Annotated in this window: 17 protein-coding genes; 10 read left to right on the top strand and 7 right to left on the bottom strand. The window is 60.8% G+C overall.

Annotation, left to right across the window (positions count from 1 at the left end):
- Positions 1–167: 167 nt before the first annotated feature.
- The 4 genes from mdtD (at position 168) to yccS (ending at position 6,945) form a co-directional block, all read left to right on the top strand.
- Positions 168–1,610, top strand: coding sequence for a multidrug transporter subunit MdtD (mdtD, locus tag ACI2KS_RS15995; RefSeq protein ID WP_404621879.1), 1,443 nt, complete (start codon positions 168–170; stop codon positions 1,608–1,610).
- A 208-nt stretch (positions 1,611–1,818) separates the two neighbouring features.
- A complete protein-coding gene (gene dbpA / locus ACI2KS_RS15990; protein ID WP_404621877.1) occupies positions 1,819–3,198 on the top strand; it encodes an ATP-dependent RNA helicase DbpA in 1,380 nt (459 codons plus the stop codon).
- A 198-nt stretch (positions 3,199–3,396) separates the two neighbouring features.
- Positions 3,397–4,575: an NAD(P)/FAD-dependent oxidoreductase gene (locus ACI2KS_RS15985; RefSeq protein WP_404621875.1), complete on the top strand. Its 1,179-nt coding sequence runs from the start codon at positions 3,397–3,399 to the stop codon at positions 4,573–4,575.
- Between the two features lie 162 nt (positions 4,576–4,737).
- Positions 4,738–6,945 carry a YccS family putative transporter gene (gene yccS, locus ACI2KS_RS15980; RefSeq protein ID WP_404621873.1) on the top strand — a complete coding sequence of 736 codons (2,208 nt, stop codon included), beginning with the start codon at positions 4,738–4,740 and terminating at the stop codon, positions 6,943–6,945.
- Here the strand turns inward: yccS and ACI2KS_RS15975 are convergent.
- Positions 6,926–7,663, bottom strand: coding sequence for a substrate-binding periplasmic protein (locus ACI2KS_RS15975; protein ID WP_404621871.1), 738 nt, complete (start codon positions 7,661–7,663; stop codon positions 6,926–6,928). The genes yccS and ACI2KS_RS15975 overlap by 20 nt on opposite strands.
- Before the next feature lie 368 nt (positions 7,664–8,031).
- Between ACI2KS_RS15975 and ACI2KS_RS15970 the strand changes: the two genes are divergently transcribed.
- A complete protein-coding gene (locus tag ACI2KS_RS15970; RefSeq protein WP_404621869.1) occupies positions 8,032–8,490 on the top strand; it encodes a GNAT family N-acetyltransferase in 459 nt (152 codons plus the stop codon).
- A gap of 41 nt (positions 8,491–8,531) precedes the next feature.
- Here the strand turns inward: ACI2KS_RS15970 and ACI2KS_RS15965 are convergent, their stop codons facing one another.
- The 3 genes from ACI2KS_RS15965 to ACI2KS_RS15955 form a co-directional block, all read right to left on the bottom strand.
- On the bottom strand, positions 8,532–8,828 hold the full coding sequence (locus ACI2KS_RS15965) for a helix-turn-helix domain-containing protein (RefSeq protein ID WP_404621867.1): 297 nt from the start codon (positions 8,826–8,828) through the stop codon (positions 8,532–8,534).
- Positions 8,829–9,000: 172 nt separating this feature from the next.
- Entirely contained in the window at positions 9,001–9,510 is a 510-nt protein-coding gene (locus ACI2KS_RS15960) for a M48 family metallopeptidase (RefSeq protein ID WP_404621865.1), read from the bottom strand.
- 39 nt (positions 9,511–9,549) lie between these two features.
- Positions 9,550–11,703 (bottom strand): EAL domain-containing protein, encoded by a 2,154-nt coding sequence (locus ACI2KS_RS15955; protein ID WP_404621863.1) that lies wholly within the window; start codon positions 11,701–11,703, stop codon positions 9,550–9,552.
- A 306-nt stretch (positions 11,704–12,009) separates the two neighbouring features.
- On the opposite strand from ACI2KS_RS15955, the gene ACI2KS_RS15950 reads away from it, so the two are divergent.
- Positions 12,010–12,681 (top strand): polysaccharide lyase family 7 protein, encoded by a 672-nt coding sequence (locus tag ACI2KS_RS15950; protein WP_404621861.1) that lies wholly within the window; start codon positions 12,010–12,012, stop codon positions 12,679–12,681.
- Positions 12,682–12,797: 116 nt separating this feature from the next.
- On the opposite strand, the gene putP is transcribed toward ACI2KS_RS15950, so the two are convergent.
- Positions 12,798–14,282, bottom strand: coding sequence for a sodium/proline symporter PutP (gene putP, locus ACI2KS_RS15945; RefSeq protein ID WP_404621859.1), 1,485 nt, complete (start codon positions 14,280–14,282; stop codon positions 12,798–12,800).
- A 453-nt stretch (positions 14,283–14,735) separates the two neighbouring features.
- Between putP and putA the strand changes: the two genes are divergently transcribed.
- Positions 14,736–18,689 carry a trifunctional transcriptional regulator/proline dehydrogenase/L-glutamate gamma-semialdehyde dehydrogenase gene (putA, locus tag ACI2KS_RS15940; RefSeq protein WP_404621857.1) on the top strand — a complete coding sequence of 1,318 codons (3,954 nt, stop codon included), beginning with the start codon at positions 14,736–14,738 and terminating at the stop codon, positions 18,687–18,689.
- 521 nt (positions 18,690–19,210) lie between these two features.
- On the opposite strand, the gene ACI2KS_RS15935 is transcribed toward putA, so the two are convergent.
- Positions 19,211–20,056, bottom strand: a complete 846-nt coding sequence (locus tag ACI2KS_RS15935; RefSeq protein WP_404621856.1) for a GyrI-like domain-containing protein — start codon at positions 20,054–20,056, stop codon at positions 19,211–19,213.
- A gap of 86 nt (positions 20,057–20,142) precedes the next feature.
- On the opposite strand from ACI2KS_RS15935, the gene ACI2KS_RS15930 reads away from it, so the two are divergent.
- Positions 20,143–20,358 carry a DUF6124 family protein gene (locus tag ACI2KS_RS15930; RefSeq protein WP_404622182.1) on the top strand — a complete coding sequence of 72 codons (216 nt, stop codon included), beginning with the start codon at positions 20,143–20,145 and terminating at the stop codon, positions 20,356–20,358.
- A gap of 110 nt (positions 20,359–20,468) precedes the next feature.
- Here the strand turns inward: ACI2KS_RS15930 and ACI2KS_RS15925 are convergent, their stop codons facing one another.
- Complete coding sequence (locus ACI2KS_RS15925) at positions 20,469–20,894, bottom strand: hypothetical protein (RefSeq protein ID WP_404621854.1); 426 nt, start codon at positions 20,892–20,894, stop codon at positions 20,469–20,471.
- Positions 20,895–21,172: 278 nt separating this feature from the next.
- On the opposite strand from ACI2KS_RS15925, the gene ACI2KS_RS15920 reads away from it, so the two are divergent.
- Positions 21,173–22,975, top strand: coding sequence for an acyl-CoA dehydrogenase (locus ACI2KS_RS15920; protein WP_404621852.1), 1,803 nt, complete (start codon positions 21,173–21,175; stop codon positions 22,973–22,975).
- Between the two features lie 279 nt (positions 22,976–23,254).
- A complete protein-coding gene (locus tag ACI2KS_RS15915) occupies positions 23,255–24,997 on the top strand; it encodes a potassium/proton antiporter (RefSeq protein ID WP_404621850.1) in 1,743 nt (580 codons plus the stop codon).
- Positions 24,998–25,014: the final 17 nt, after the last annotated feature.

Below are 25,014 nucleotides of genomic sequence, written 5' to 3'. Positions count from 1 at the left end.
CGCAGTAAAACCTCCTGACGCGCTGTGTCAGGAATACCGCGTTGGCGGGGTTTGCTACCGCTTCGCGGCAGATCGTCAGCAAGCTGGACTCCTACGGCCTTCGGCCAGAAGCATGCACGTAGCAATTCAGTAGTCACCAAAAAAACCATAAGGACCCAGACCTCCACATGCCGACCTCAACACCGCAGCTGGACGCCAGAACCCTGCGCTGGATGCCCTGGGTCATCGCCATTGCGTTTTTCATGCAAAGCCTGGACGGCACGATCCTCAACACCGCGCTGCCGTCCATGGCCGGATCGCTGTCCGAGGACCCGCTGCGCATGCAGTCGGTGATCATCGCCTACATGCTGACCATTGCCCTGCTGATTCCCGCCTCCGGCTGGATTTCCGACCGCTTTGGCATCAAGCGCATCTTCTTCAGCGCGATCCTGCTGTTCAGCTTCGGCTCATTGCTGTGCGCGGCCGCCAACTCCCTCGGCATGCTGGTCGCGGCCCGCGTGGTGCAGGGGCTCGGGGGCGCGTTGATGATGCCGGTCGGACGACTGATCGTGCTGCGGGCCTATCCGCGTACCGAACTGGTGCGCATCCTCAGCTTCATCACCATGCCGGCGCTGCTTGGCCCGTTGATGGGACCGACGGTTGGCGGCTGGCTGGTGGAATACCTGAGCTGGCACTGGATCTTCCTGATCAACATTCCAGTGGGCATTCTGGGCTGCTTTGCCGTGCGCAAGTTCATTCCGGACCTGCAGGGCGGCGGGCGCACACGCTTCGACCTGGTGGGCTTTGCGCTGTTCGGCGCGTCCATGGTGCTGATCACCATTGCCCTGGAGGGCCTGGGCGAACTGCACTTGCCGCACCTGCGCGTGGTGATGCTGCTGTTTGGCGGCATGGCGTGTCTGGCGGCCTATTGGCTGCGCGCCGGCCACGTGGAATCGCCGCTGTTTTCTGCCTCGCTGTTTGGCACCCGCAGTTTTGCCGTCGGAATCATGGGCAACCTGTTCGCGCGCCTGGGCAGCGGCGCCTTGCCGTTCCTGTTGCCGCTGATGCTGCAAGTGGCGCTGGGTTACTCGCCCTCCCATGCCGGGATGAGCATGATCCCGCTGGCACTGGCGGCGATGTTCGCTAAACCCCTGGCGACCAAGGCCATCGAACGGCTGGGTTACCGCATCGTCCTGACCGGCAACACGCTGCTGCTCGGCGCGTTACTGGCGAGCATGGCCTTGGTAGACGCCAACACGCCTTACTGGCTGCTGCTGATCCATCTGGCGTTCCTTGGCGGGGTCAACTCATTGCAGTTTTCGGCGATGAACGCCGTGACCCTGATCGATCTGGACGATGCCAGCGCCGCCAGCGGCAACAGTCTGCTGTCAGTGGTCGCGCAGCTGTCCCTGAGCCTGGGGGTTGCCTGTGCGGCGGCACTGCTGGGCGGCTTTACCGAAGACGTCAGCACCGGCGAAGTCAGCAGCGTGCTGGGTGCCTTTCAACTGACCTTCCTGTGCGTTGGCGTGCTGGCCATGCTGGCGGCATCGATCTTCCTGCAACTGTCGCCACGCATGCCGCCGGAAAATCCGCCGCGCAAGCCGCAGACCGAGCCTGAAATCGAAGCCTGACTGGCCGCTGATTGCGCCGCAACGCGATCCCTGTAGCCGTCCGGCGTGCCGGCGGCCACGTTCTTGTGGGCGTCAGCGCCGGCAGGCCGGATGGCTACACAGGGCTCGCGCCAGGCTCATAAAGCGCCACCATTTATCGCCCACAGCCCCTAGGCAGGGGCCGCGACCTGATACACTGCGCGACATTTTGTTTTGCAGGCTCACTCTTGTGACTAACACCGCGTTCAATTCCTTGCCCCTTTCCGCCGCCATGCTGGCTAACCTGGAGTCCCTCGGTTATGCCCAGATGACGCCGATTCAGGCGCAGAGCCTGCCGGTGATTCTCAAGGGCATGGACCTGATTGCCCAGGCCAAGACCGGTAGCGGCAAGACCGCTGCATTCGGCATCGGCCTCCTCAACCCGATCAACCCGCGCTATTTCGGCTGTCAGGCCCTGGTGCTGTGCCCGACCCGTGAGCTGGCGGACCAGGTGGCCAAGGAAATCCGTCGCCTGGCGCGCTCCGAAGACAACATCAAGGTGCTGACCCTGTGCGGCGGCGTGTCCTTCGGCCCACAGATCGGCTCGCTGGAGCACGGCGCGCACATCATCGTCGGCACCCCGGGCCGTATCCAGCAGCATCTGCGCAAAGGTTCGCTGGTGCTCGACGGCCTCAACACACTGGTGCTCGATGAAGCCGACCGCATGCTCGACATGGGCTTCTACGACGCCATCGCCGACATCATCGAGCAGACCCCGCAACGTCGTCAGACCCTGCTGTTCTCGGCCACCTACCCGGTGGGCATCAAGCAGTTGGCGTCCAAGTTCATGCGCGATCCGCAGACGGTGAAGGTTGAAGCGCTGCACGCTGACAGCCAGATCGAGCAGATCTTCTACGAAATCGCCCCGGAGCAACGTCTGGAAGCGGTGGTCAAGGTCCTCGATCATTTCCGTCCGCAGTCGTGCGTGGCGTTCTGCTTCACCAAGCAGCAGGTCCAGGAAGTGGTCGATCACCTGACCGCCAAGGGCATGTCGGCCGTGGGCCTGCATGGCGACCTTGAGCAACGTGATCGCGATCAGGTGCTGGCGATGTTCGCCAACCGCAGTACGTCGGTGCTGGTTGCCACCGACGTCGCCGCGCGCGGCCTGGATATCGATGCGCTGGACATGGTGATCAACGTCGAACTGGCCCGCGACTCGGAAATCCACATTCACCGCGTCGGCCGTACCGGTCGTGCTGGCGAGACCGGGATTGCCGTCAGCCTCGTCGCGCCATCGGAAAGCCAGCGCGCCCGGGCCGTCGAAGAGCTGCAGAAAGCGCCGCTGAACTGGCAGCAATACGACAACCTGACCCGCACCGAAGGCGGCAAACTGCTGCCTCCGATGACCACCCTGTGCATCGGCTCGGGCCGCAAGGACAAACTGCGTCCGGGCGACATCCTCGGCGCGCTGACGGGTGAGGCGGGCATTCCCGGCACCCAGGTTGGCAAAATCGCGATCTTCGACTTCCAGGCTTATGTCGCCGTCGAGCGCAGCATGGCCAAACAGGCGCTGGAGCGCTTGAACAACGGCAAGATCAAGGGCAAGTCGTTGCGGGTGCGGATTCTGTAATCTGGCCCGGCACCGCAGCGCGCCTCAATCGCCAGCAAGCTCACGCCTACAGGTCGGCGCAACTGTTGTGATCGTTCCCACGTTCCGCGTGGGAATGCCGCCCCGGACGCTCTGCGTCCTTTTTTGTGACGCCCAGCGTTACGGTTTGCGTACCAACGCCGAGCGTTGGCACGATCTTCTTCTGTTGAGGACATCGCTTTGCCCGTTACTGACGTTGTGATCATCGGCGCCGGCGCCGCAGGTTTGATGTGTGCATTCACCGCCGCCAGGCGTGGGCGCAAGGTGATGTTGATCGACCACGCGAACAAGCCGGGCAAGAAAATCCTCATGTCGGGCGGCGGGCGCTGCAACTTCACCAACATGTACAGCGAGCCTGCCAACTTCCTTTCGCAGAACCCGCATTTCTGCAAGTCGGCGCTGGCGCGCTACACCCAGTGGGATTTCATCGAGCTGGTGGGCAAACACGGTGTGCCCTACCACGAGAAGAAACTCGGCCAGCTGTTTTGCGACAACAAGTCCAGCGACATCCTGGGCCTGCTGCTCAGCGAGTGCGACGAGGCCGGCGTCAGTCTGCATATGGACACCTCGGTGCAGACCATCGAGAAAACCGCTGCCGGCTACCTGCTGCAGACCACCCTTGGCGACATCACCTGCGCGTCGCTGGTGATTGCCACCGGCGGCCTGTCGATCCCGACCCTGGGCGCCACCGGCTTCGGTTATCAGGTCGGCAAGCAGTTCGGCCACACCCTGCTGCCGACCCGCGCAGGCCTGGTACCGTTCACCATCACCGATCAGCTCAAGGAGCTTTGCACCGAGCTGACCGGGACTTCGGTGGATTGCGTGGTGAGCTGTAACGACACCAGCTTTCGCGAGAACATTCTGTTTACCCACCGCGGCCTCAGTGGCCCGGCGATCCTGCAGATCTCCTCGTTCTGGCACCCAGGCGACGCCGTGGAAATCAACCTGCTGCCCGAGCACGATGCGCACAGCTGGCTGACCGGACAACAGGCCGAGCGCCCCAACAGCGAACTGAAGACCCTGCTCGGCGAGATATTCACCAAGAAGATGGCCAACCTGATTGCCGAGCAATGGTTCGTGTCCAAGCCGATGAAGCAGTACACCCATGCCGAGCTGGCCGACATCGCCGAGAAACTCTCGAGCTGGCAGGTGGTGCCCGCGGGGACCGAGGGCTATCGCACCGCTGAAGTGACCCTGGGGGGTATCGATACCCGCGAGGTGTCGTCCAAGACCATGGAGTCGTTGAAATCACCCGGTTTGTATTTCATTGGCGAAGTGCTGGACGTCAGCGGGCATCTGGGCGGTTTCAACTTCCAGTGGGCCTGGGCCTCGGCGTATGCGGCGGCGCAGTTCGTCTGACCGGCAACGCATCTGCCCTGGTGGGAGCCTACAGATTCGGCGCTCGGCGACAGATCGCCGCAACCGAACTGGAATAAATTTTGCTGACCGGATGTACAGCGCGCATCAGGCGCTGTACATATCCCTCAGCAGAATCAATCGCGAACAAGGCCGTCAGCGTTCATGGCATCGAAATCGTTGCGCAATACCTTCCGCCGCCTGTGGGCGCTGGACAAGTTTTCCTACAGCGTGCGGGTTTTCGTCGCGCTGACCGGCAGCATGGCCCTGTGCTGGTATCAAAACGAGATGTCACTGGTGATCCCGCTGTTTTTGGGGATTATCGCCAGCGCGCTGTCCGAGACCGACGACAGCTGGCAGGGTCGCCTCAACGCATTGGCGGTGACGCTGGTGTGCTTCAGCGTCGCGGCGCTGTCCGTCGAACTGCTTTTCCCCTACCCCATTGCGTTCATCTGCGCCTTTGCCCTGGCGGCGTTCTGCCTGACCATGCTGGGGGCCTTGGGCGAGCGTTACGGGGCCATCGCCTATGCGACGCTGATTCTCTCGGTCTACACCATGATTGGCGTGGATCAACGCGGTGGCGAGGTCACTGACTTCTGGCACGAACCGATGCTGCTGGTGGCCGGTGCCGCCTGGTACGGACTGTTGTCGGTGCTGTGGCAGATGCTGTTCTCCAACCAGCCGGTGCAGCAGGCGCTGGCTCGTCTGTTTCGGGAGCTGGGCCTGTACCTGAAATTGAAGTCCGAGCTGTTCGAGCCGATCCGCACCCTGGACGTCGAAGCCAGGCGCCTGGAACTGGCCAAGCAGAATGGCAAGGTAGTGGCCGCGCTCAACGTCACCAAGGAAATCATCCTGAACCGGGTCGGCAGCGGTCGCCCCGGCTCCAAGGTCAGTCGCTACCTGAAGCTGTACTTTCTGGCTCAGGACATCCACGAGCGCGCCAGCTCCTCGCATTACCCGTACAACTCGCTGGCCGAGGCGTTTTTCCACAGCGATGTGCTGTTCCGCTGCCAGCGCCTGTTGCGTCAGCAAGGCAATGCCTGCCGTGACCTGTCGGTGTCGATCCAGTTGCGCCAGCCGTTCATCTACGACGACAGCTTCGCCCACGCGCTGGATGACTTGCGCGCCTCGCTCGAACACCTGCGCATCCAGAGCAATCCGGCCTGGCGCGGGCTGTTGCGCTCATTGCGGGCACTGGCCAACAACCTGGCGACCCTGGACCGGCTGCTCAGCGACGCCAGCAACCCCGATGCCCTGGCCGACGCCTCCGACAGCAGCCTGCTGGACCGCTCGCCCCGCACCTTGAAGGACGTCTGGACGCGCCTGCGCCTGCAATTGACGCCCACTTCGCTGCTGTTCCGGCATGCCCTGCGCCTGCCACTGGCGCTGGTGATCGGCTACATCATGGTTCACCTGATCCATCCCTCGCAGGGCTACTGGATCATCCTGACCACGGTTTTCGTCTGCCAGCCAAGCTATGGCGCCACCCGCCGCAAGCTGGGTCAGCGAATCATCGGTACGGCCATCGGCCTGACCGCAGGCTGGATTCTGTTCGATCTGATCACCACCCCGGTGCTGCAATCGATGTGCGCGGTGTTGGCCGGCGTGGTGTTCTTCGTCAACCGCACCACGCGCTACACGCTGTCGACGGCTGCGATCACAGTGATGATCCTGTTCTGCTTCAATCAGGTGGGCAACGGTTACGGGTTGTTCCTGCCGCGCTTGATGGACACCCTGCTGGGCAGCCTGATTGCCGGGCTTGCGGTGTTCCTGTTCCTGCCGGACTGGCAGGGTCGGCGCCTGAACAAGGTGCTGGCCAACACCCTGACCTGCAACAGCATCTACCTGCGTCAGATCATGCAGCAATACGCCCAGGGCAAAAGCGATGACCTGGCGTATCGACTGGCCCGACGCAACGCCCACAACGCCGATGCGGCATTGTCGACGACCCTGGCGAACATGCTCATGGAACCTGGGCATTTCCGAAAGGAGGCCGACGTAGGTTTTCGCTTCCTGGTGCTCTCGCACACGTTGCTCAGCTACCTGTCAGGCCTGGGTGCGCACCGAGAGACGCCGTTACCCGCCGATGTGCGCGAGCATCTGATCGAGGGTGCGGGCGCCAATCTGGCCGCGAGCATCGATGAAATCGCCCAGAGCCTGTCGACCCGCCAGCCAGTGGCGGTACAAAGCGATGCCGAGGAAGCGCTGGCCACCGACCTGGAGCAGATGGCCGAGGAGATCGACGAAGGACAGCGACTGGTGCAGACGCAACTGGCGCTGATCTGCCGTCAACTGGGGCCGTTGCGGACCCTGGCCGCGCATCTGATCAAGGAACCGACCAAGGAAGCCGACGTTACAGACCGTGCAGCTTGAACAGCTTGTCATAGGTGCCATCGGCCTTCATCGCAGCGATGGCCTTGTCGAAATCGGCGACGATTTTTTCGTGATCGGGGTTTTTCAGGCTCACCAGAATGTGCAGGCCGTTTTCGCTCAGCGAGCCTGACACAAACTCGACGTTGTCACGCACCTCGTCGGGCTCGCGACTGAGGGCCAGGCGCGCTGCGTATTCGTCCTCGATGGTCAGATCCACCCTGCCTGCCGCCAGCATCCGCACCGCTGTCGAGAAGCTCGCAACCGGCACCTTTTTCAGCTCTGCATCGTTGTCGAAGGCCGGCCAGTACGCATAGCTGCGCACCACTGCAATCGAGTAGGGATGCAATTGTTCCAGCGTCTGGTACTCGATGCCCGACGTCTTGCGCTTGAGAAAGCGCAGTCTGTTGACCAGGTATTCACCGGAAAACTCGCCAATCTGCGTACGGTCCTTGCTGTACCAGGCGTTGATCAATATGTCGTATCGACCCTCGCTCACGCCATGGATTGCCCGGGCCCAGGGCACCTGCTCATATTCGGTGGTGTAGCCGGCGCGAGTCAGCGCCGTGCGGATCAGATCGGTCGACAGCCCCCCGTTAAGCAGCGAGACATCGGCGTACGGGGCCCAGGCATCTGCGGCCATGCGCAGCTTCTGCGCCATCGCGCCTTGCGTGACCAGTAGCATTGCCAGCAAACCCATGGCTCGAAGCAAACGCGGCATGCTCAAGATCCTTAGGGCAAACGATGAGCCCGTGATTGTTTCAGCGCCGCCAGAGCGACACGGTGAAATCCATGGTTCGAGCGTCGGGCGCGCAGCATGGGCGGCTCGAGGTCAAGCGACTTGCGAGGGTCAGTGCAGCGTCCTGCAAGGTCATGCAAAGCCACGTAAAAACGCGATAGCAACTGGCCTTCAGTGAAGACCTGTTCTACCGTTTTAACAACTCATAGGAAAGTGCTGTTTGTGCCGCAGTTCAAGAAAACAGACCAATGCGGCATCCCCTTGTCGCAACTGCATTGAACTAGTCGCTTTGGGCTCAGCGCGATATGCGTCTAGTATCCGCCATGGACTTCTTCATATGAGCCGGCTTCATGTCTATAAACTGGATTTGCAAACACCATACCGCCCTGACCAAAGAACAGTTGTACGCCATTTTGCAGCTACGCGCGCAGGTGTTCGTGGTGGAGCAGAAGTGCTGGTATCAGGACGTCGATGGCCAGGATTTGCTGGGCGATACCCGGCATCTGATGGCGTGGCAAGACGCCGAACTGGTGGCGTATCTGCGTTTGCTGGACCCGATCCAGCAGGACGGCGACGTGACCATCGGCCGCGTCGTCACCGCCCCTTCAATGCGCAACAAGGGCATGGGTCACGAGCTGATGGTGCAAGCTTTGGAACATGCCGAGCGCAACTGGCCGGACCAACCGATCTACCTGTCAGCGCAGGCGCACTTGCAAGGCTATTACAGCCGCTATGGCTTCAACGTGGCCGGTGAGGTCTATGTCGAGGACGGCATTCCCCACGTCGGCATGCGTCGGGATCTGGACTGAGATTGCCCATGCGCACCGGCCCTGCGTGATCGCAGCGGGTATCAGGGATAACCCAGCACCGCCTTGATCTGCTGCAGGTTGCGCTCGATCCACTGGCGATCGATCGCGCCCCAGTCGTGAATCCGATAGGCCCCGGCATGATTGCGCGCGCCATCGAGTTGCTCGAACTCACAGACAATATCCAGATCGGCCAGCGCCGCGATGGTGTCCTGCGCGGTGCGGCGCGGCATTCCGGTGACGTCGGTGAGCGCCGGGACGCTGCTGGCCAGCTGGCTGTCGATCAGGTACGCCACGTAGAGGCGTCGGTAGAAACTGCTCTTGGTCTTGCTGACGTCCATCGTCGGGTCCTTGTTCTAAATCTTGCCAGGTTGATTCATGTTTGCGCAGCGTCACCCTGCAGGAGTGCGCTTGCTCGCGATAGCAATTTGGCGGGAACACTGGGATGGCGGCTCTGGCCTGAGCGCGAGCAAGCTCACGCCTACAGGAATCAGGATCGCTCAGGTCGACCGCTCAACCCTGCATATCCCGCCAGGTCAGGTAGATGCGCAGATCGAACTCCAGCTGGTGATAACCGGGCTGCATATGCTCGCACAGCTGGTAGAACGCCTTGTTGTGATCGCTCTCTTTGAAATGCGCGAGTTCGTGTACCACGATCATCTTCAGAAACTGCGGCGCGGCGTCCTTGAACAGCGACGCCACGCGGATTTCCTTCTTGGCCTTGAGCTTGCCACCCTGCACCCGTGACACGCTGGTGTGCAGGCCGAGGGCGCGATGGGTGAGGTCCAGCCGGTTGTCGAACAGCACCTTGTCGATGTTCGGCGCATTGCGCAGGTATTCCTGCTTGAGCCCCAGCGCGTAGGCGTAGAGCGCCTTGTCACTCTGCACGTCGTGACGGCCCGGGTAGCGTTGTTCCAGATAGGCGCCCAGTTTGTCCTGGACGATCAGCTGCCGTACCTGATCCTGCAGCGACGCCGGATAGGCTTGCAGATATTTGAGCGGCGGTACGGCAGTCACGGTCATGGTCAGATCAAGTCGCTGAAAAGGCGCCAGTCTACCGCGTCAGCTCTGATCGAGCAGCGGATCAGAGGTCGGCAATTCGATCGGCTGGACGAAACGCAGCGCATCGTCGGCGGCCAGCGGATGAGCCAGCAGGAACCCTTGAATGATCTGGCAACCATTGGCCACCAGCCATTGGTACTGCTCAAGGGTCTCTACCCCTTCGGCAATCACGTCGATGTTCAGCATCCGACACAAGTCGATGATACTGCGCGCCACCGCCTGGTCGCGGGTGGAGCTCATCATGCCGCCGATGAAATGGCGATCAATCTTGAGGGTGTCCAGATCGAGGTTTCGCAGGTGAGCCAACGAACTGTCACCTGCCCCGAAATCGTCGAGCGACACCCGCACACCTATGTCATGCAGGCTTTGCAGCTGCTGGCGGCTGTGGACCAGGTTATGCACCAGTGACGGCTCGGTGATCTCGACTTCCAGTTGGCGGGGGTGCAGACCGTGCATGTGGATGGCACGCTGCAACTCGGCCGCCAGATTCGGCATGCTGAACTGTGCCGGACTGACGCTGACGCTCATCACCAGGTCATCTGCAAAGACACCACTCCAGCGCTCACGCTGGGCGGCTCCCTGTTCAAAGATCCAGCTTCCGAGCTTGTTGATCAGCCGTGTTTCTTCGAGCAGCGGAATGAACAGGCTGGACGGCACATCTCCGGCGTCCGGATGATTCCAGCGCAACAGCGCCTCGAACCCTCGGGTGCGCCCGGTCACCACGTTGATCTGCGGCTGATAGACGATCGAGAAGTCCTTGCCTTCGATGGCGGTGCGCACGCTTTCCTCAAGCATCAAACGTGAGCGCGCGCGGCCATTCATGTACTGATCGTAGAACCGGTACTGCTGCCTGCCTGCACGCTTGGCTTCATACATGGCGATATCCGCCGCCCGCAGCAGACCGTCCAGGTTGGTGCCGCAGTCTGGATAAACCGCGATACCCAGGCTTGCACCCAGGGTCGCTTCAACGCCGTCGATATGTCGACGCACCGAGACTCGCTCGATGAGTTTTTCTGCCACTTTGGCCGCGTGTTCCGGGAAGTCCAGTCCATCGATCACCACGACGAACTCGTCCCCACCCATCCGCGCCAGCACGTCATAGGGGCGCAGGCATTCCTTCAACTGTTCTGCGACCCAGATCAGCACCTGATCCCCTGCATCGTGGCCCAGCGAATCGTTGACGTGCTTGAAGCCGTCAAGATCCAGGTACAACACCACCAGATACTTCCCGGCGTGTTCATTGCGCAGCAACATGCCTTCGACGGTCTGGTAGAAGCCGCGCCGGTTGAGCAGCCCTGTCAGCGAGTCGGTCACCGCCTGATGCTCGAGCTGACTGTACAGATCACGCACCACGGACATGTCGAGCACGCTCAGCACCATGGCTTTCTGCTCATCGGGCAGGGGCGCGCAGGACAGCGCCACAGGCACTTGCCGACCTTCAGGGGTGCGCATCACCGCGTCGTGCACGCGGTAGGTGTCAGCGCGGCGGTAATGATGATAGAAGCCCGAGTCGGTCCACTCGCTGACAGTGGGCTCCTGCAGGTAGCAGCACAGCCCGGTGCCGCGCAGCTCGCCATCGGTCATGCCCAACAGTTTGCAGATGGCCGGGTTGGCGAAGCTGATGATGCCGTCCTCTTTGACCACCAAGATGCCTTCGGCAACGTTGGCCAGCACCGACGCATTGAAGGCGCGCGCCGACTCCAGCTCGCGGCTGAGCTTCTGCAAGGCACGTCGATTGTGCTGATGCTCCAGCAGCGCCTGAACCTTGGGCTTGAGGACGTTGGGGTCGAAGGGCTTGAACAGGTAGTCCACGGCACCGCTGGCATAACCCTTGTGCACAGCGTCGCGGGACTGCTCGTTGGCCGTCAGAAAAATAATGGGCGTCAAACGGGTTCGCTGACTGCCGCGCATCAGGCGCGCGACTTCAAAGCCGTCCATTTCCGGCATCTGCACATCCAGCAGGACAAGGTCGACGTCTACGTCCAGGAGCAGGCCGAGCGCTTCCATGCCTGAACTTGCGGTGACGATCTCCCAATCCTGTCGTTGCAGGACGGCACGCATCGTGACCAGGTTTTCCGGATAGTCATCAACGACCAACAGGACCGACTTGCCAGGAGATGGCGGGGACTGCACGCATTCCATGCTGCTATTCATTCACATTACTGCCCGGTGAAGGGGCTCCGCCCATGGGTCCAATTGGCGTTTACTCTAGCTGTGAATCGGAAAAAAAGAAGCAGGGCCACCGTTTGGCCATCCCAAAACGCGACCCGACCCGACTAACGGTAGCTGCTCTGAGCGGCCCTTGCACACCGTCCTCACGGCAAAATGGCGGCACATTGACGTCAACCGCCCGACGGATTCGCGTTAACAAAGCGCGCCTCAAAACGTATAAGGAGCCCCCCTCAAACCCTTGCGCCAGACGCGTTTGCTGGCAATGAGACATATCGGACTAAAGACAAAATGATTGATTTGGGATCCTGGAATCTGAGCATTCCAGTGGGCTCGCCCCCCGCCACCATCGAAACAAAGCAACTGCTCCAGGGCTATGACGGAAAATTTTTCACTTCCGGCTCCTCGAACATCACTTTCTGGGCCCCCGTCACCGGCAGCAAGACCGCCAACGCGATCTACCCCCGCTCCGAACTCCGCGAAACCTGGTCCGACGGCACGCTGCACAACTGGTCCTACGCCGACGCCGACAATTTTCTGAATGCCAAACTCAAGGTCATGCAGGTGCCGTCTTCCGGACGCGTAGTGATCGGGCAGATCCATGTGTACGAAAGCTCGCAACCTTTGCTGAAAGTGGAATACCAGTACAAGGACGCAACCCAGGACGGCATCATCGTTGCCAAAGTGCGCTTTCATCCGGACGACAAGAAGCCGCGCATTTTCACCATCGCCGAAGGCGTGCGGCTCAACGAAACCTTCAACTATGCCATTCACCTGAACAAGGCCGGACTGCTCAGCGTCAGTGCCCACGGCATGGTGTGGAACGAACGCCTGAGCGCCACCTGGAGCAAACAACAGCTGTATTTCAAGGCAGGCGTCTACACCCAGGACAACACCGGCTACACCAGTGAAGGCGGCAAGGTGATGTTCTTCAATCTGGATATCGATCACAACAAGACGTGATAACAACACGCCCAGCGGACCTTGGAGCGCGGGTTGACACAGTCCCGCCCTGGCCCTGACGCAAAAAAGCCCGCGTTCCTTGCGAAACGCGGGCTTTCTTTAATTGCGGCTGCTTCCTACGCCGCCTTGTACTCTTTCTCAGCGGCTTCGAACCGGGCCTGCATACCCGGCGTCGGGCCCTTGCCCAACAGACTGAACAGCAGGATGGCGATGCTGGCAAAGATGAAGCCTGGAATGATTTCGTACAGCCCCAGCAATTCGAAATGCTTCCACACCACTACGGTGATGGCGCCCACCAGAATGCCGGCCAGTGCTCCGTTGCGGGTCATGCCCTTCCAGACGACGGAGATCAACACCACCGGGCCGAACGCTGCACCGAAACCGGCCCAGGCGTAACTGACCAGACCCAGCACGCGGTTTTCCGGGTTGGCAGCCAGGGCGATGGCGATCAGCGCCACCAGCAGAACCATGGCACGGCCCACCCACACCAACTCACGCTGCGAAGCGCTCTTGCGCAGGAAGGCTTTGTAGAAGTCCTCGGTCAGCGCACTGGAGCACACCAATAGCTGGCAGCTCAGGGTGCTCATGACGGCGGCGAGGATGGCCGAGAGCAGCACACCGGCGATCCACGGGTTGAACAGAATCTTCGCCAACTCGATGAATACCCGTTCATGGTTCTCGCTCACCGGCCCTGCAACCTCGGGATGGGCCGAGAAATAAGCGATGCCGAAGAAACCCACCGCGACCGTGCCGCCCAGGCAGAGAATCATCCAGGTCATGGAAATACGGCGCGCCTTGGCGATGGACTTCACCGAATCGGCGGCCATGAAGCGTGCCAGGATGTGCGGCTGACCGAAGTACCCAAGGCCCCAGCCCAACAGCGAAATGACGCCGATAAACGTGGTGTTCTTGAGCATGTCGAAGTTGCTTGGGTCTTTCGCCTCGATGGCCAGGAAAGTGGTATCGATGCCTCCGGTGGCCAACAGCACGATGATCGGCGTGAGAATCAGGGCGAAGATCATCAACGTGGCTTGCACGGTATCGGTCCAGCTGACGGCCAGAAAACCACCGACGAAGGTGTAGGCAATCGTCGCCGCGGCACCGGCCCACAAGGCGGTTTCGTAGGACATGCCGAACGTGCTTTCAAACAGACGAGCGCCGGCGACGATGCCGGAGGCGCAATAGATGGTGAAGAACACCAGGATCACGATGGCCGAGATCACTCGCAGCAAACCGCTCTGATCCTCGAACCGGCTGGAGAAGTAATCGGGCAGCGTCAGCGCATCGCCATTGTGCTCGGTCTGCACGCGCAGACGGCCGGCGACGAACAACCAGTTCAAATAAGCCCCGGCGATCAGCCCGATGGCGATCCAGCTCTCCGACAGACCGGACATATAAATGGCGCCTGGCAGCCCCATGAGCAACCAGCCGCTCATGTCCGAGGCACCCGCCGAGAGTGCGGTCACGACGCTGCCCAGGCTGCGCCCACCGAGAATGTAATCCGACAGGTTATTGGTGGAGCGATAGGCCATGAGGCCAATCAGGACCATCGCCGCGATGTAGATCACGAAGGTGATCAAAGTAGGATTGCTGACGCTCATTGTGTATGCCCGTGCGTTGTTTTTATGCCAGGACGGCGCCAGAGCGGGTTGCCGACAGTCGGCTGGTCTGGCTCGTCCCCTGTATCCGACCCGACTCCCAAGACGCGAATCGACGGCCAGACCGTGCTAGGAACAAAGTGGTTGCACCAAGGTCGGGCATGCTAGTCAACCTGTCGATGTAGGCGCAACCCATGGCAGCGCCTCAGTTGCACCTTTATGCACACAAAAATGTAACTATTTAAGTGCTTTTGCGCCTTTATCGAGCGTTGGCGCCCGGTTCAAGGGCCTTGGCACCATTGCCGGGCAGTTGCTGACAGGTTTGCTTCAGATGCGAAGTGGTCCGAGAAATATCCCGAAAAAAAGGGTTGCACCCGGTTGCACCTCAGTCGAGCCACAGCTACTCTTGGCCACAGCTATAGCCACACGAATAGTGGCTCTTATGAGGACCAAGACATGGCGACCACCACCCTGGGTGTCAAACTCGACGACCCGACCCGCGAGCGATTGAAGGCTGCTGCACAGTCCATTGACCGGACGCCGCACTGGCTGATCAAACAGGCGATCTTCAATTACCTGGAAAAACTCGAGGGTGGTGCAACCCTTAGCGAACTCAGCGGCCTGGGCAGCAAGGATGCCGACGACCAGGGTGAAGTCCCGGCGGACAGCACCCATCAAGCGTTCCTGGAGTTTGCCGAAAGCATCCTTCCGCAGTCGGTTCTGCGGGCTGCCATCACCTCGGCCTATCGTCGCCCCGAGCCCGAAGTCGTGCCCATGCTGCTGGAACAGGCTCGCCTGCCGGCGGCGATGGGCGAGGCCACCCAAAAGCTGGCGGCTTCCATCGCCGAAAAACTGCGCAACCAGAAGAGCGCCGGTGGTCGTGCCGGTATCGTCCAGGGCCTGCTGCAGGAGTTTTCGCTGTCCTCCCAGGAAGGCGTCGCCCTGATGTGCCTGGCCGAAGCGCTGCTGCGCATCCCCGACAAAGGCACCCGCGACGCGTTGATCCGCGACAAGATCAGCACCGGCAACTGGCATCCGCACCTGGGCAACAGCCCTTCATTGTTCGTCAACGCCGCCACCTGGGGCCTGCTGCTGACCGGCAAACTGGTGAGCACCCACAACGAAGCCGGGCTGACCTCGTCGCTGAGCCGCATCATCGGTAAATCCGGCGAGCCGATGATCCGCAAGGGCGTCGACATGGCCATGCGCCTGATGGGCGAGCAGTTCGTCACCGGCGAGACCATCGCTGAAGCACTGGCCAACGCCAGCCGCTTCGAGGCCAAGGGCTTCCGCTACTCCTACGACATGCTGGGTGAGGCCGCGCTGACCGAGCACGATGCCCAGAAGTATCTGGCATCGTATGAACAGGCCATCCATTCCATCGGCAAGGCGTCCCACGGGCGTGGCATCTACGAAGGCCCGGGCATTTCCATCAAGCTCTCGGCCCTGCATCCGCGCTACAGCCGTGCGCAGTACGAGCGCGTGATGGAAGAGCTCTACCCGCGCCTGCTGTCGCTGACGCTGCTGGCCAAGCAATACGACATCGGCTTGAACATCGATGCCGAGGAAGCCGATCGCCTGGAGCTGTCGCTGGACCTGCTCGAGCGCTTGTGCTTTGAGCCGCAGCTGACCGGCTGGAACGGCATCGGCTTCGTGATCCAGGCCTACCAGAAACGTTGCCCGTACGTGATCGACTACGTGATCGATCTGGCCCGCCGCAGCCGGCACCGCCTGATGATCCGTCTGGTCAAGGGCGCCTACTGGGACAGCGAAATCAAACGCGCCCAGGTCGATGGCCTGGAAGGGTATCCGGTCTATACCCGCAAGGTTTACACCGACGTTTCCTACATCGCTTGCGCGCGCAAACTGCTGTCGGTGCCAGAAGTCATCTACCCGCAGTTCGCCACTCACAACGCCCATACGCTGGCAGCCATTTACCACATCGCGGGTCAGAACTATTACCCCGGCCAGTACGAATTCCAGTGCCTGCACGGCATGGGCGAGCCGCTTTACGAGCAGGTGGTCGGCAAGGTTGCCGACGGCAAGCTGAACCGGCCGTGCCGCGTATACGCACCTGTCGGCACTCACGAAACCCTGCTGGCCTACCTGGTTCGCCGCCTGCTGGAAAACGGCGCCAACACCTCGTTCGTCAACCGCATTGCCGATCAGTCGATTTCGATCCAGGAACTGGTGGCCGATCCGGTCTCCAGCATCGAGCGCATGGCCACGCAGGAAGGTGGTTTCGGTTTGCCGCATCCGCGCATTGCGCTGCCGCGTGACCTGTATGGCAGCGAGCGCGCCAACTCGGCGGGCATCGACATGGCCAACGAACATCGTCTGGCGTCGCTGTCTTCGGCACTGCTCGCCACTGCCCACACCGACTGGAAAGCCGGCCCGATGCTGGGCGGCGCGGTCAGCGCCGGCACCGAGGCCCCGGTACTGAACCCCTCCGACCTGCGTGATGTGGTGGGTCATGTCCAGGAAGCCAGCCTTGAGGATGTCGATAACGCCCTGCTCAGTGCCCTGAGCGCCGGCCCTATCTGGCAAGCGACGCCGCCTGCAGAACGGGCAGCCATTCTCGAACGTGCCGCGGACCTGATGGAGGCTGAAATCCAGCCGCTAATGGGCCTGCTGGCCCGGGAGGCCGGCAAGACCTACGCCAACGCCATTGCCGAAGTACGCGAAGCCGTGGACTTCCTGCGTTATTACGCAGTTCAGGCGCGCAACGATTTCAGCAACGACGCCCACCGTCCGCTGGGGCCGGTGGTGTGCATCAGCCCGTGGAACTTCCCGCTGGCGATTTTCAGCGGTCAGGTTGCCGCCGCGCTGGCCGCCGGTAACCCGGTGCTGGCCAAGCCCGCCGAGCAGACTCCGCTGATCGCCGCCCAGGCCGTTCGCCTGCTGCTGGAAGCCGGGATCCCGGAAGGCGTGGTGCAGTTGTTGCCGGGCCGTGGGGAAACCGTCGGCGCTCGTCTGGTCGGTGATGACCGGGTCAAAGGCGTGATGTTCACCGGCTCCACCGAAGTGGCTCGCCTGCTGCAGCGCAACATCGCCGGACGCCTGGACGCTCAGGGCCGGCCGATCCCGTTGATCGCCGAAACCGGCGGTCAGAACGCCATGATCGTCGACTCCTCGGCGCTGACTGAACAAGTGGTCATCGATGTGGTGTCCTCGGCATTCGACAGCGCCGGTCAGCGCTGCTCGGCCCTGCGCGTGCTGTGCCTGCAGGAGGATTCCGCCGACCGCGTGATCGAAATGCTCAAGGGCGCCATGGCCGAGAGCCGTCTGGGCAATCCCGAGCGGCTGTCCGTGGATATCGGCCCGGTGATCGACGCCGAAGCCAAGGCAGGGATCGAGAAGCACATCCAGGCCATGCGCGATAAAGGTCGCACGGTCTATCAGGTGGCCATCGCCGACAACGACGAAATCAAGCGCGGCACCTACGTGATGCCCACCCTGATCGAGCTGGAAAGCTTCGATGAACTGCAACGCGAGATTTTCGGCCCGGTGCTGCACGTTGTCCGCTACAAGCGCAAAGAGCTGGATCAACTGATCGCGCAGATCAACGCTTCGGGCTACGGCCTGACCCTGGGCGTGCATACCCGCATCGACGAGACCATTGCCAAGGTGATCGACTCGGTGAACGCGGGCAACATGTACGTCAACCGCAACATCGTCGGCGCGGTAGTCGGTGTGCAGCCGTTCGGCGGCGAAGGCCTGTCGGGCACCGGGCCCAAAGCCGGTGGGCCGCTGTACCTGTATCGCCTGCTGTCGACACGTCCGGCCGATGCCGTGCAGAAGTCCTTTGCCTTGCGCGATGCAGCAACGGCGCCGGACACTCGTCTGCGCGACACCCTGCTCAAGCCGCTGAGCGCGCTGAAAGCCTGGGCGGCCAGCCAGCAACAGGGAGAACTGGAAGCCCTGTGTGGACAGTTCGCCGAGCAATCGCAGAGCGGTGTCATCCGCCTGCTGGCAGGCCCGACCGGTGAGCGCAACAGCTACAGCATCCTGCCGCGCGAGCACGTGCTGTGTCTGGCAGAGGACGAGACCGACCTGCTCACCCAACTGGCCGCGGTCTTGGCCGTCGGCAGCAGCGCAATCGTGCCGGACAACGAGCTGAGCAAGCCGCTGCGCAATCGCCTTCCCAAGGAAGTACAGGCGCGCATCAAACTGGTTGCCGACTGGAGCAAGGACGACCTCGTCATCGATGCCGTACTGCATCACGGCGACTCCGACCAACTGCGCGCCATCTGCGAACAGGTCGCCCAACGCAGCGGCGCCATCATTGGCGTCCACGGCCTGTCCAAAGGCGAGACCGGCATCGCGCTGGAACGTCTGGTAATCGAACGTGCATTGAGCGTCAACACTGCTGCGGCAGGGGGCAACGCAAGCCTGATGACGATCGGTTAAGCCGGGATTCTGTATCAGTCCGGCCTGCCGGCGGTAGGCCTTTGGGTCGCTACCGCCGGCAAGCCGGACTGCTACCGATGAATCTTCAGAGCATGACCTGCGACACCTTGGCCATCCGAGCCAACCTCCCACCACCCCGCCCCACGACACCCTCTGCTTAGGCTTTCTTCCTTCATCGCGAAGGACATTTCCGAAATTCGCCTGCCTGCTTGTGCTCTCCGATATCGACCCATAGGCTGCCCGGGTCGCTGAAGCGCAACGCCCAGGTTTGGCAGCCTGATCAAGAGGCAGCGTGATGCGACAGCTCCTATGGTGGCTTTGCGCGGGGCACGTTCGCGTGCGCTGGTTTTTGGCCTTTGGGACCAGTCTGCTAACCCGTGTCAAAGCCGCCACCCTTATTTCGTTTAGCAGCGAAGCGTCGGTGGCATCACAATCAAAAGGCCTTTACATGCTAAAAATCAGTAACCGGTTGGCGAAGTCACCCACCCAATTCCCGTGATAGCAGGCGTCGAAACCCACAGTCATAATGCCTTAACTCTTACAACCGGTATCCACACATCCACGTAACCCTTGCCTTGGGCCGGGTCAAAGTCAGAGCTGTATTGTTCGAACTCGGGGCCGTCGGCAAGCGCGTAACCAGAGCCAGGCAACCAGTGATTAAAGATGGTGAAGAATGTCTGATGGATCTTTGAAATATGATCCAGGTGTCGGAACACCGCATAGTTTTGCTGTGGCACTTTGAAGTACCGAAAAGCTGGGGGCAGATTTTTGATGCAGGAGACTTCGCTGCCGGCAATATACTCAAAACTTCCGTCATCTCCAGGGTTACAGCACAGACCATAGTTCCAGTTGTTCACCTGGCATGACACTCGCCCTATGTAAGGCTCGAACGCTTGCCACAAACCGACAATGCCTTCATTCCTATCGATGGTAAAACGATCTCCCAGACCCGCAATGAAAAACTCGGGTCTAGTTTCAAAGCGTGGTGTTGAGAGCGTTATCAGATTCATTTCTTTCATGCGTAGAGGCTCCACCAAGGGTAGGTGTTCATATTTGCGCTCACGAACCTGCTTCGGAGTGACCCCAAACTGATCGCGGAAAGCGCGCGTAAAAGCTTCATGGGAGCTGTAACCAGCATCCAGCGCTACTTTCAGGATTTCAGGTGTTCCCTGCTGTAAGGTCAGCGCCGCCTGGCTCAAACGCCTAGCCCGGATGTAGCGCATTACTGGCCAGCCCGTCGACAGCGCAAACAAACGGGCAAGGGCAAAAGGAGACAGGTTGCAATGACGCGCAACACGTCCTAGATCGAGGTGGGCTCCCAGCTCCAGCTCGATGTACCACAGGGCTCTCTCGATATTCAGCATCATGATGCTCCTTGAAGTCAGAACAACGTTATCAAACGAATCCGCGAAGTATTTGATCGTTCTTGCGGTTTCTGTAAAGCGTCAAGCGAATACACCAAAAATCCCCCCCCGACCCACCCAACAAATCGTTCGAAGAATCCCTGGCCCACGCCTCGGGCCTGCTGCGATGCGCCATGGCCACAGCCTGTGAAAGCGCAGAGAACCTCAGCGGCGTCAAACGCGACCTGGCGTTCTCCGTCGTACACCTGATCGACATAGCCGAAGCCGTAGTCGACCAGTCGCTGGATCAGCTGGAGGTGCGCTGACCCCAGATTCACGCGAACTGTAGGAACCGGCTTGCTGGCGAATGCGCTGGGGCAGTGGCACATAGACTGACACGCCCGGTTCGCCAGCAATCCGGCTTCTACAGAATCAATCACCACGACAAAGGGCTTTTTCGAGTCCGCCACAGAGTCCAGCCCTTTAAGCATTCAGATGAAAAAAGCAATAACAGGAGCAAGCCAATATCATATCCTTCCGTGAGATCGGGCCCCATGAATATGATCGAAACCGAGGGAACGAGAAATATCAGCCTGAACGGTATCTGAAACCAGGCCACCCACCTTGCTGCGCCGCATCGCGCAATGAACAACACACAACTCAGAAGGATAGAAAGTTCAAAACCCCAAACCATCACGGCGAACACTTTTGAATATTCTCCTTGCGCTTCGAGCAACTCAAGACCGCCATTAAAATCTTCAACATAAGGAACTCTATCTGTACTAAGACTTATGAAGATATATCTGGCAATGTACATTGCATCAAACAGACCCCAACCCAAAAAAACCTTTTCAGCGGACACATTTAACCTGACCATTGTTTCAGCCCCTTCAATTCACAACGATGTCCATCGTAGACCCAGTACATGCGTATATAACTGCCGGGCGCTTCTTTTAATAACGTAGGAAGCATCCCCGCCTGCCAGATACGGACGGCGGTTTCGCCTATAACGAAAAACTTACCCACAACCGGTTTTATCCCTCGTCGCGTTCTACCCCTCCATCACCCAAATCAATCTTGCTGTTCACCCCCACCTCACCCACCTAGACTCACGGCAATCCAATATGAGGTGATGCCGCCATGTCCGAGACGCTGCTCAGTTCCCGCAATCTGGCTTTCGAGTTGTATGAAGTGCTGGATGCCGAAGCACTGACGCGGCGCGAGCGTTTCGCTGAGCACAGCCGCGAGACGTTCGATGCGGCGATCGGCACGGCGCGCAGCATCGCCGAGAAATACTTCGCCCCGCATAACCGCAAGAACGACGAAAACGAGCCGCGCTTCGAGAATGGCGAAGCGGTGCTGATACCCGAGGTCAAGCCTGCGGTGGATGCGTTCCTTGAGGCGGGCTTTCTCAATGCCGCGCGGAATTTCGAGGCGGGTGGCATGCAACTGCCGACGTTGCTGTCGCAAGCCTGTTTTGCGCATTTTCAGTCAGCCAATGCGGCGTCGACGTCTTACCCGTTCCTGACTATGGGCGCCGCCAATCTGATCGAAAACTTTGGCAGCGCCGAGCAGAAACAACGCTTCCTGCAACCGATGATCGAGGGGCGTTTCTTCGGCACCATGGCCCTGACCGAGCCCCACGCAGGTTCATCGCTGTCGGATATTCGTACTCGCGCCGAACCGGCCGCAGACGGCAGCTATCGCCTGCGCGGCAACAAGATCTTCATCTCCGGCGGGGACCATCCGCTGTCGGAAAACATCGTGCATCTGGTCCTGGCCAAACTCCCGAATGCGCCTGCCGGCGTGAAGGGCATTTCGCTGTTCATCGTGCCGAAATTTCGGGTCAACGACGACGGCAGCCTCGGCGAGCGCAATGACGTGCTACTGGCCGGGCTGTTCCACAAGATGGGCTGGCGCGGCACGACCTCCACTGCGCTGAATTTCGGCGACAACGGCCAGTGCGTCGGCTACCTGATTGGCAAACCGCATCAGGGCTTGAGCTACATGTTCCAGATGATGAACGAGGCGCGTATCGGGGTCGGCATGGGCGCTGTGATGCTCGGTTATGCGGGGTATCTGTACTCGCTGGAATACGCCCGGGAGCGCCCGCAGGGTCGCCTCCCCGACAGCAAAAACCCGGAAAGCGCGCCGGTTTCGATCATCCGCCACGCGGACGTGAAACGCATGCTGCTGACCCAGAAAGCCTACGTCGAAGGTTCATTCGACCTGGGGCTGTATGCTGCGCGGCTGTTTGACGACACCCAGACCGGCGAGTCCGAGGAACAACGCAAGCTGGCCCATGAGTTGCTGGACCTGCTGACCCCCATCGTCAAATCATGGCCGTCGGAGTTTTGCCTGAAGGCTAACGAGCTGGCGATCCAGATTCTCGGCGGCCATGGCTACACGCGCGAGTATCCGGTGGAGCAGTACTACCGCGACAATCGCCTGAACCCGATCCATGAAGGCACTCACGGCATCCAGTCGCTGGACCTGCTCGGCCGCAAGCTGGCGCAGAACGACGGCGCCGGGCTCAAACAGTTGATACGCCTGATCACCGACACCTGCCTGCGCGCCCAGACCCATGAGTCGCTGAGCACCCTGCGCCAGCCGCTCGAACACCTGGTGGCGCGCCTGCAAGCCGTGACCCTGCAATTGCTCAGCGACCTGGCCGAAGGGAAAGTCACTGCAACGCTGGCCAACTCGGCGCTCTACCTCAAGGCCTTCGGCCACACGATCATCGGCTGGCGCTGGCTGGAACAGGCGATCCGCGCCCAAGAGGGGTTGAGCAAAGGCAACCCGGCCGACGTCGACTTCTACCGGGGCAAGCTGCAGGCGGCGCGCTACTTCCTGACCTGGGAAGTCCCGTCCTGTCATCACGAACTGGCGATTCTGAAGGCGCGTGATGATCTGTGTCTGTCGATGGACGAAAACTGGTTCTGACTCACCGGGATCTCGCGACACACATCGGTTAACAGCACGGTCTGGCGGCGCCAGCGTTTGCGTAAGCGCGGCCGCGCCAAGCCGTGCGGCTGCAAAAAACCCCGCGATCCATGCGCCTTCTGTCGGTAGCCAACCGCGCCTCGCTTGCCCGCATTCTCCGAATCATTCAGACAAAGCTTTGACAGTGAACCAATTCAACGGGTTAAATCGGTTGGCACGCGGACTGCATGGTCACTTCGCGGACACTTTCATTTTTTGCTTTTGCCTGGAGTACCGCCCTTGGATGCCACGACCATCAACAGCCTGTTCCTGATCGGCGCGTTGCTGGTGGCGGCGAGCATTCTGGTCAGCTCGCTGTCCTCGCGGCTGGGCATTCCGATTCTGGTGATCATCCTGGCGGTCGGCATGACCGCAGGCGTGGATGGCGGCGGCATCATCTTCGATAACTACCCAACGGCTTATCTGGTCGGCAACCTCGCCCTGGCGGTGATTTTGCTCGACGGCGGTTTGCGCACGCGGGTCGCAACCTTCCGCGTTGCGCTGTGGCCCGCATTGTCGCTGGCCACGGTCGGCGTACTGATTACCACCGGACTGACCGGCCTGGTCGCCGCCTGGCTGTTCGACCTGAACATCATCCAGGGCCTGTTGATCGGCGCCATCGTCGGCTCCACGGACGCCGCAGCGGTGTTTTCGTTGCTCGGCGGCAAGGGCCTGAACGAGCGGGTGACCGCCAGCCTGGAAATCGAATCCGGCAGCAACGATCCCATGGCGGTGTTCCTCACCGTGACCCTGATCGACATGCTCGCCAGCGGCCAGACCGGCCTGCACTGGAGCCTGCTGGGCCATCTGGTGCAGGAGTTCGGCATCGGCGCCATCATCGGTCTCGGCGGCGGCTGGCTGATGTTGCAACTGGTCAACCGCATCAATCTGGCGACCGGTCTGTATCCAATCCTGGTGATTGCCGGTGGCCTGGCCGTATTCGCCCTGACCAACGCCATTCACGGCAGTGGTTTTTTGGCGGTCTACCTGTGCGGTCTGGTGCTGGGCAACAAGCCGATCCGCAGCCGCCACGGCATCCTGCACATGCTCGACGGCATGGCCTGGCTGGCGCAGATCGGCATGTTCCTGGTCCTGGGCCTGCTGGTGACGCCTCACGATTTGCTGCCTATCGCCTTGCCCGCCCTGGGCCTGGCGCTGTGGATGATTCTGGTGGCACGGCCGCTGTCGGTGCTTGCGGGGCTGTTGCCCTTCCGGGTGTTCCACGGTCGCGAAAAAGCCTTTATTGCCTGGGTCGGCCTGCGCGGCGCGGTCCCCATCATTCTGGCGGTGTTCCCGTTGATGGCGGGCCTGCCCCACGCTCAGCTGTACTTCAACCTGGCGTTCTTCATCGTGCTGGTGTCACTGCTGGTCCAGGGCACGAGCCTGCCCTGGGTCGCCAAATGGCTGAAGGTGACGGTTCCGCCCGATCCGGCGCCCATCTCCCGCGCGGCTCTGGAAGTCCACGTGACCAGCGAGTGGGAGCTGTTCGTTTACCGACTCGGCGCAGAAAAGTGGTGCATCGGCGCGGCCCTTCGCGAGTTGAAAATGCCCGACGGTACTCGGATTGCAGCCCTGTTTCGTGGCCAACAACTGCTCCATCCGTCGGGTAGTACGGTGTTGGAGACGGGCGATCTGCTATGCGTCATCGGCCACGAACACGACCTTCCGGCCTTGGGCAAGCTGTTCAGCCAGGCACCGCAGCGCGGTCTGGATCTGCGCTTCTTCGGTGACTTCGTGCTCGAAGGAGACGCTCAGCTGGGGGCTGTCGCGGCGTTGTACGGTCTGAAGCTCGACGGCCTGGATCCGGATATGCCGCTGAGTCAGTTCATCATTCAGAAGAATCGCGGGGCGCCAATCGTGGGCGACCAGATCGAATGGAATGGAACTATTTGGACAGTTGCGGTTATGGAGGGGAACAAGATCCTCAAAGTGGGCGTCAGATTCCCCGAAGGAAGCCGCCCGGGTCCCGGGTTGTTCCTCTAAACTGCTCTCCTTTCCTG

Source organism: Pseudomonas sp. NPDC087358, assembly GCF_044900785.1.
Lineage (GTDB): Bacteria > Pseudomonadota > Gammaproteobacteria > Pseudomonadales > Pseudomonadaceae > Aquipseudomonas.
The sequence above is the reverse complement of the archived record's forward strand: the minus strand, read 5'-3'. Positions and strand labels throughout refer to the sequence as shown.

Bases quoted from the DNA above. Each gene is read 5' to 3' on its own strand.
- mdtD (WP_404621879.1), top strand. From the start codon at position 168: ATGCCGACCTCAACACCGCAGCTGGACGCCAGAACCCTGCGCTGGATG.
- yccS (WP_404621873.1), top strand. From the start codon at position 4,738: ATGGCATCGAAATCGTTGCGCAATACCTTCCGCCGCCTGTGGGCGCTG.
- ACI2KS_RS15975 (WP_404621871.1), bottom strand. From the start codon at position 7,663: ATGCCGCGTTTGCTTCGAGCCATGGGTTTGCTGGCAATGCTACTGGTC.
- ACI2KS_RS15970 (WP_404621869.1), top strand. From the start codon at position 8,032: ATGTCTATAAACTGGATTTGCAAACACCATACCGCCCTGACCAAAGAA.
- ACI2KS_RS15965 (WP_404621867.1), bottom strand. From the start codon at position 8,828: ATGGACGTCAGCAAGACCAAGAGCAGTTTCTACCGACGCCTCTACGTG.
- ACI2KS_RS15960 (WP_404621865.1), bottom strand. From the start codon at position 9,510: ATGACCGTGACTGCCGTACCGCCGCTCAAATATCTGCAAGCCTATCCG.
- ACI2KS_RS15955 (WP_404621863.1), bottom strand. From the start codon at position 11,703: ATGAATAGCAGCATGGAATGCGTGCAGTCCCCGCCATCTCCTGGCAAG.
- ACI2KS_RS15950 (WP_404621861.1), top strand. From the start codon at position 12,010: ATGATTGATTTGGGATCCTGGAATCTGAGCATTCCAGTGGGCTCGCCC.
- putP (WP_404621859.1), bottom strand. From the start codon at position 14,282: ATGAGCGTCAGCAATCCTACTTTGATCACCTTCGTGATCTACATCGCG.
- putA (WP_404621857.1), top strand. From the start codon at position 14,736: ATGGCGACCACCACCCTGGGTGTCAAACTCGACGACCCGACCCGCGAG.
- ACI2KS_RS15935 (WP_404621856.1), bottom strand. From the start codon at position 20,056: ATGATGCTGAATATCGAGAGAGCCCTGTGGTACATCGAGCTGGAGCTG.
- ACI2KS_RS15920 (WP_404621852.1), top strand. From the start codon at position 21,173: ATGTCCGAGACGCTGCTCAGTTCCCGCAATCTGGCTTTCGAGTTGTAT.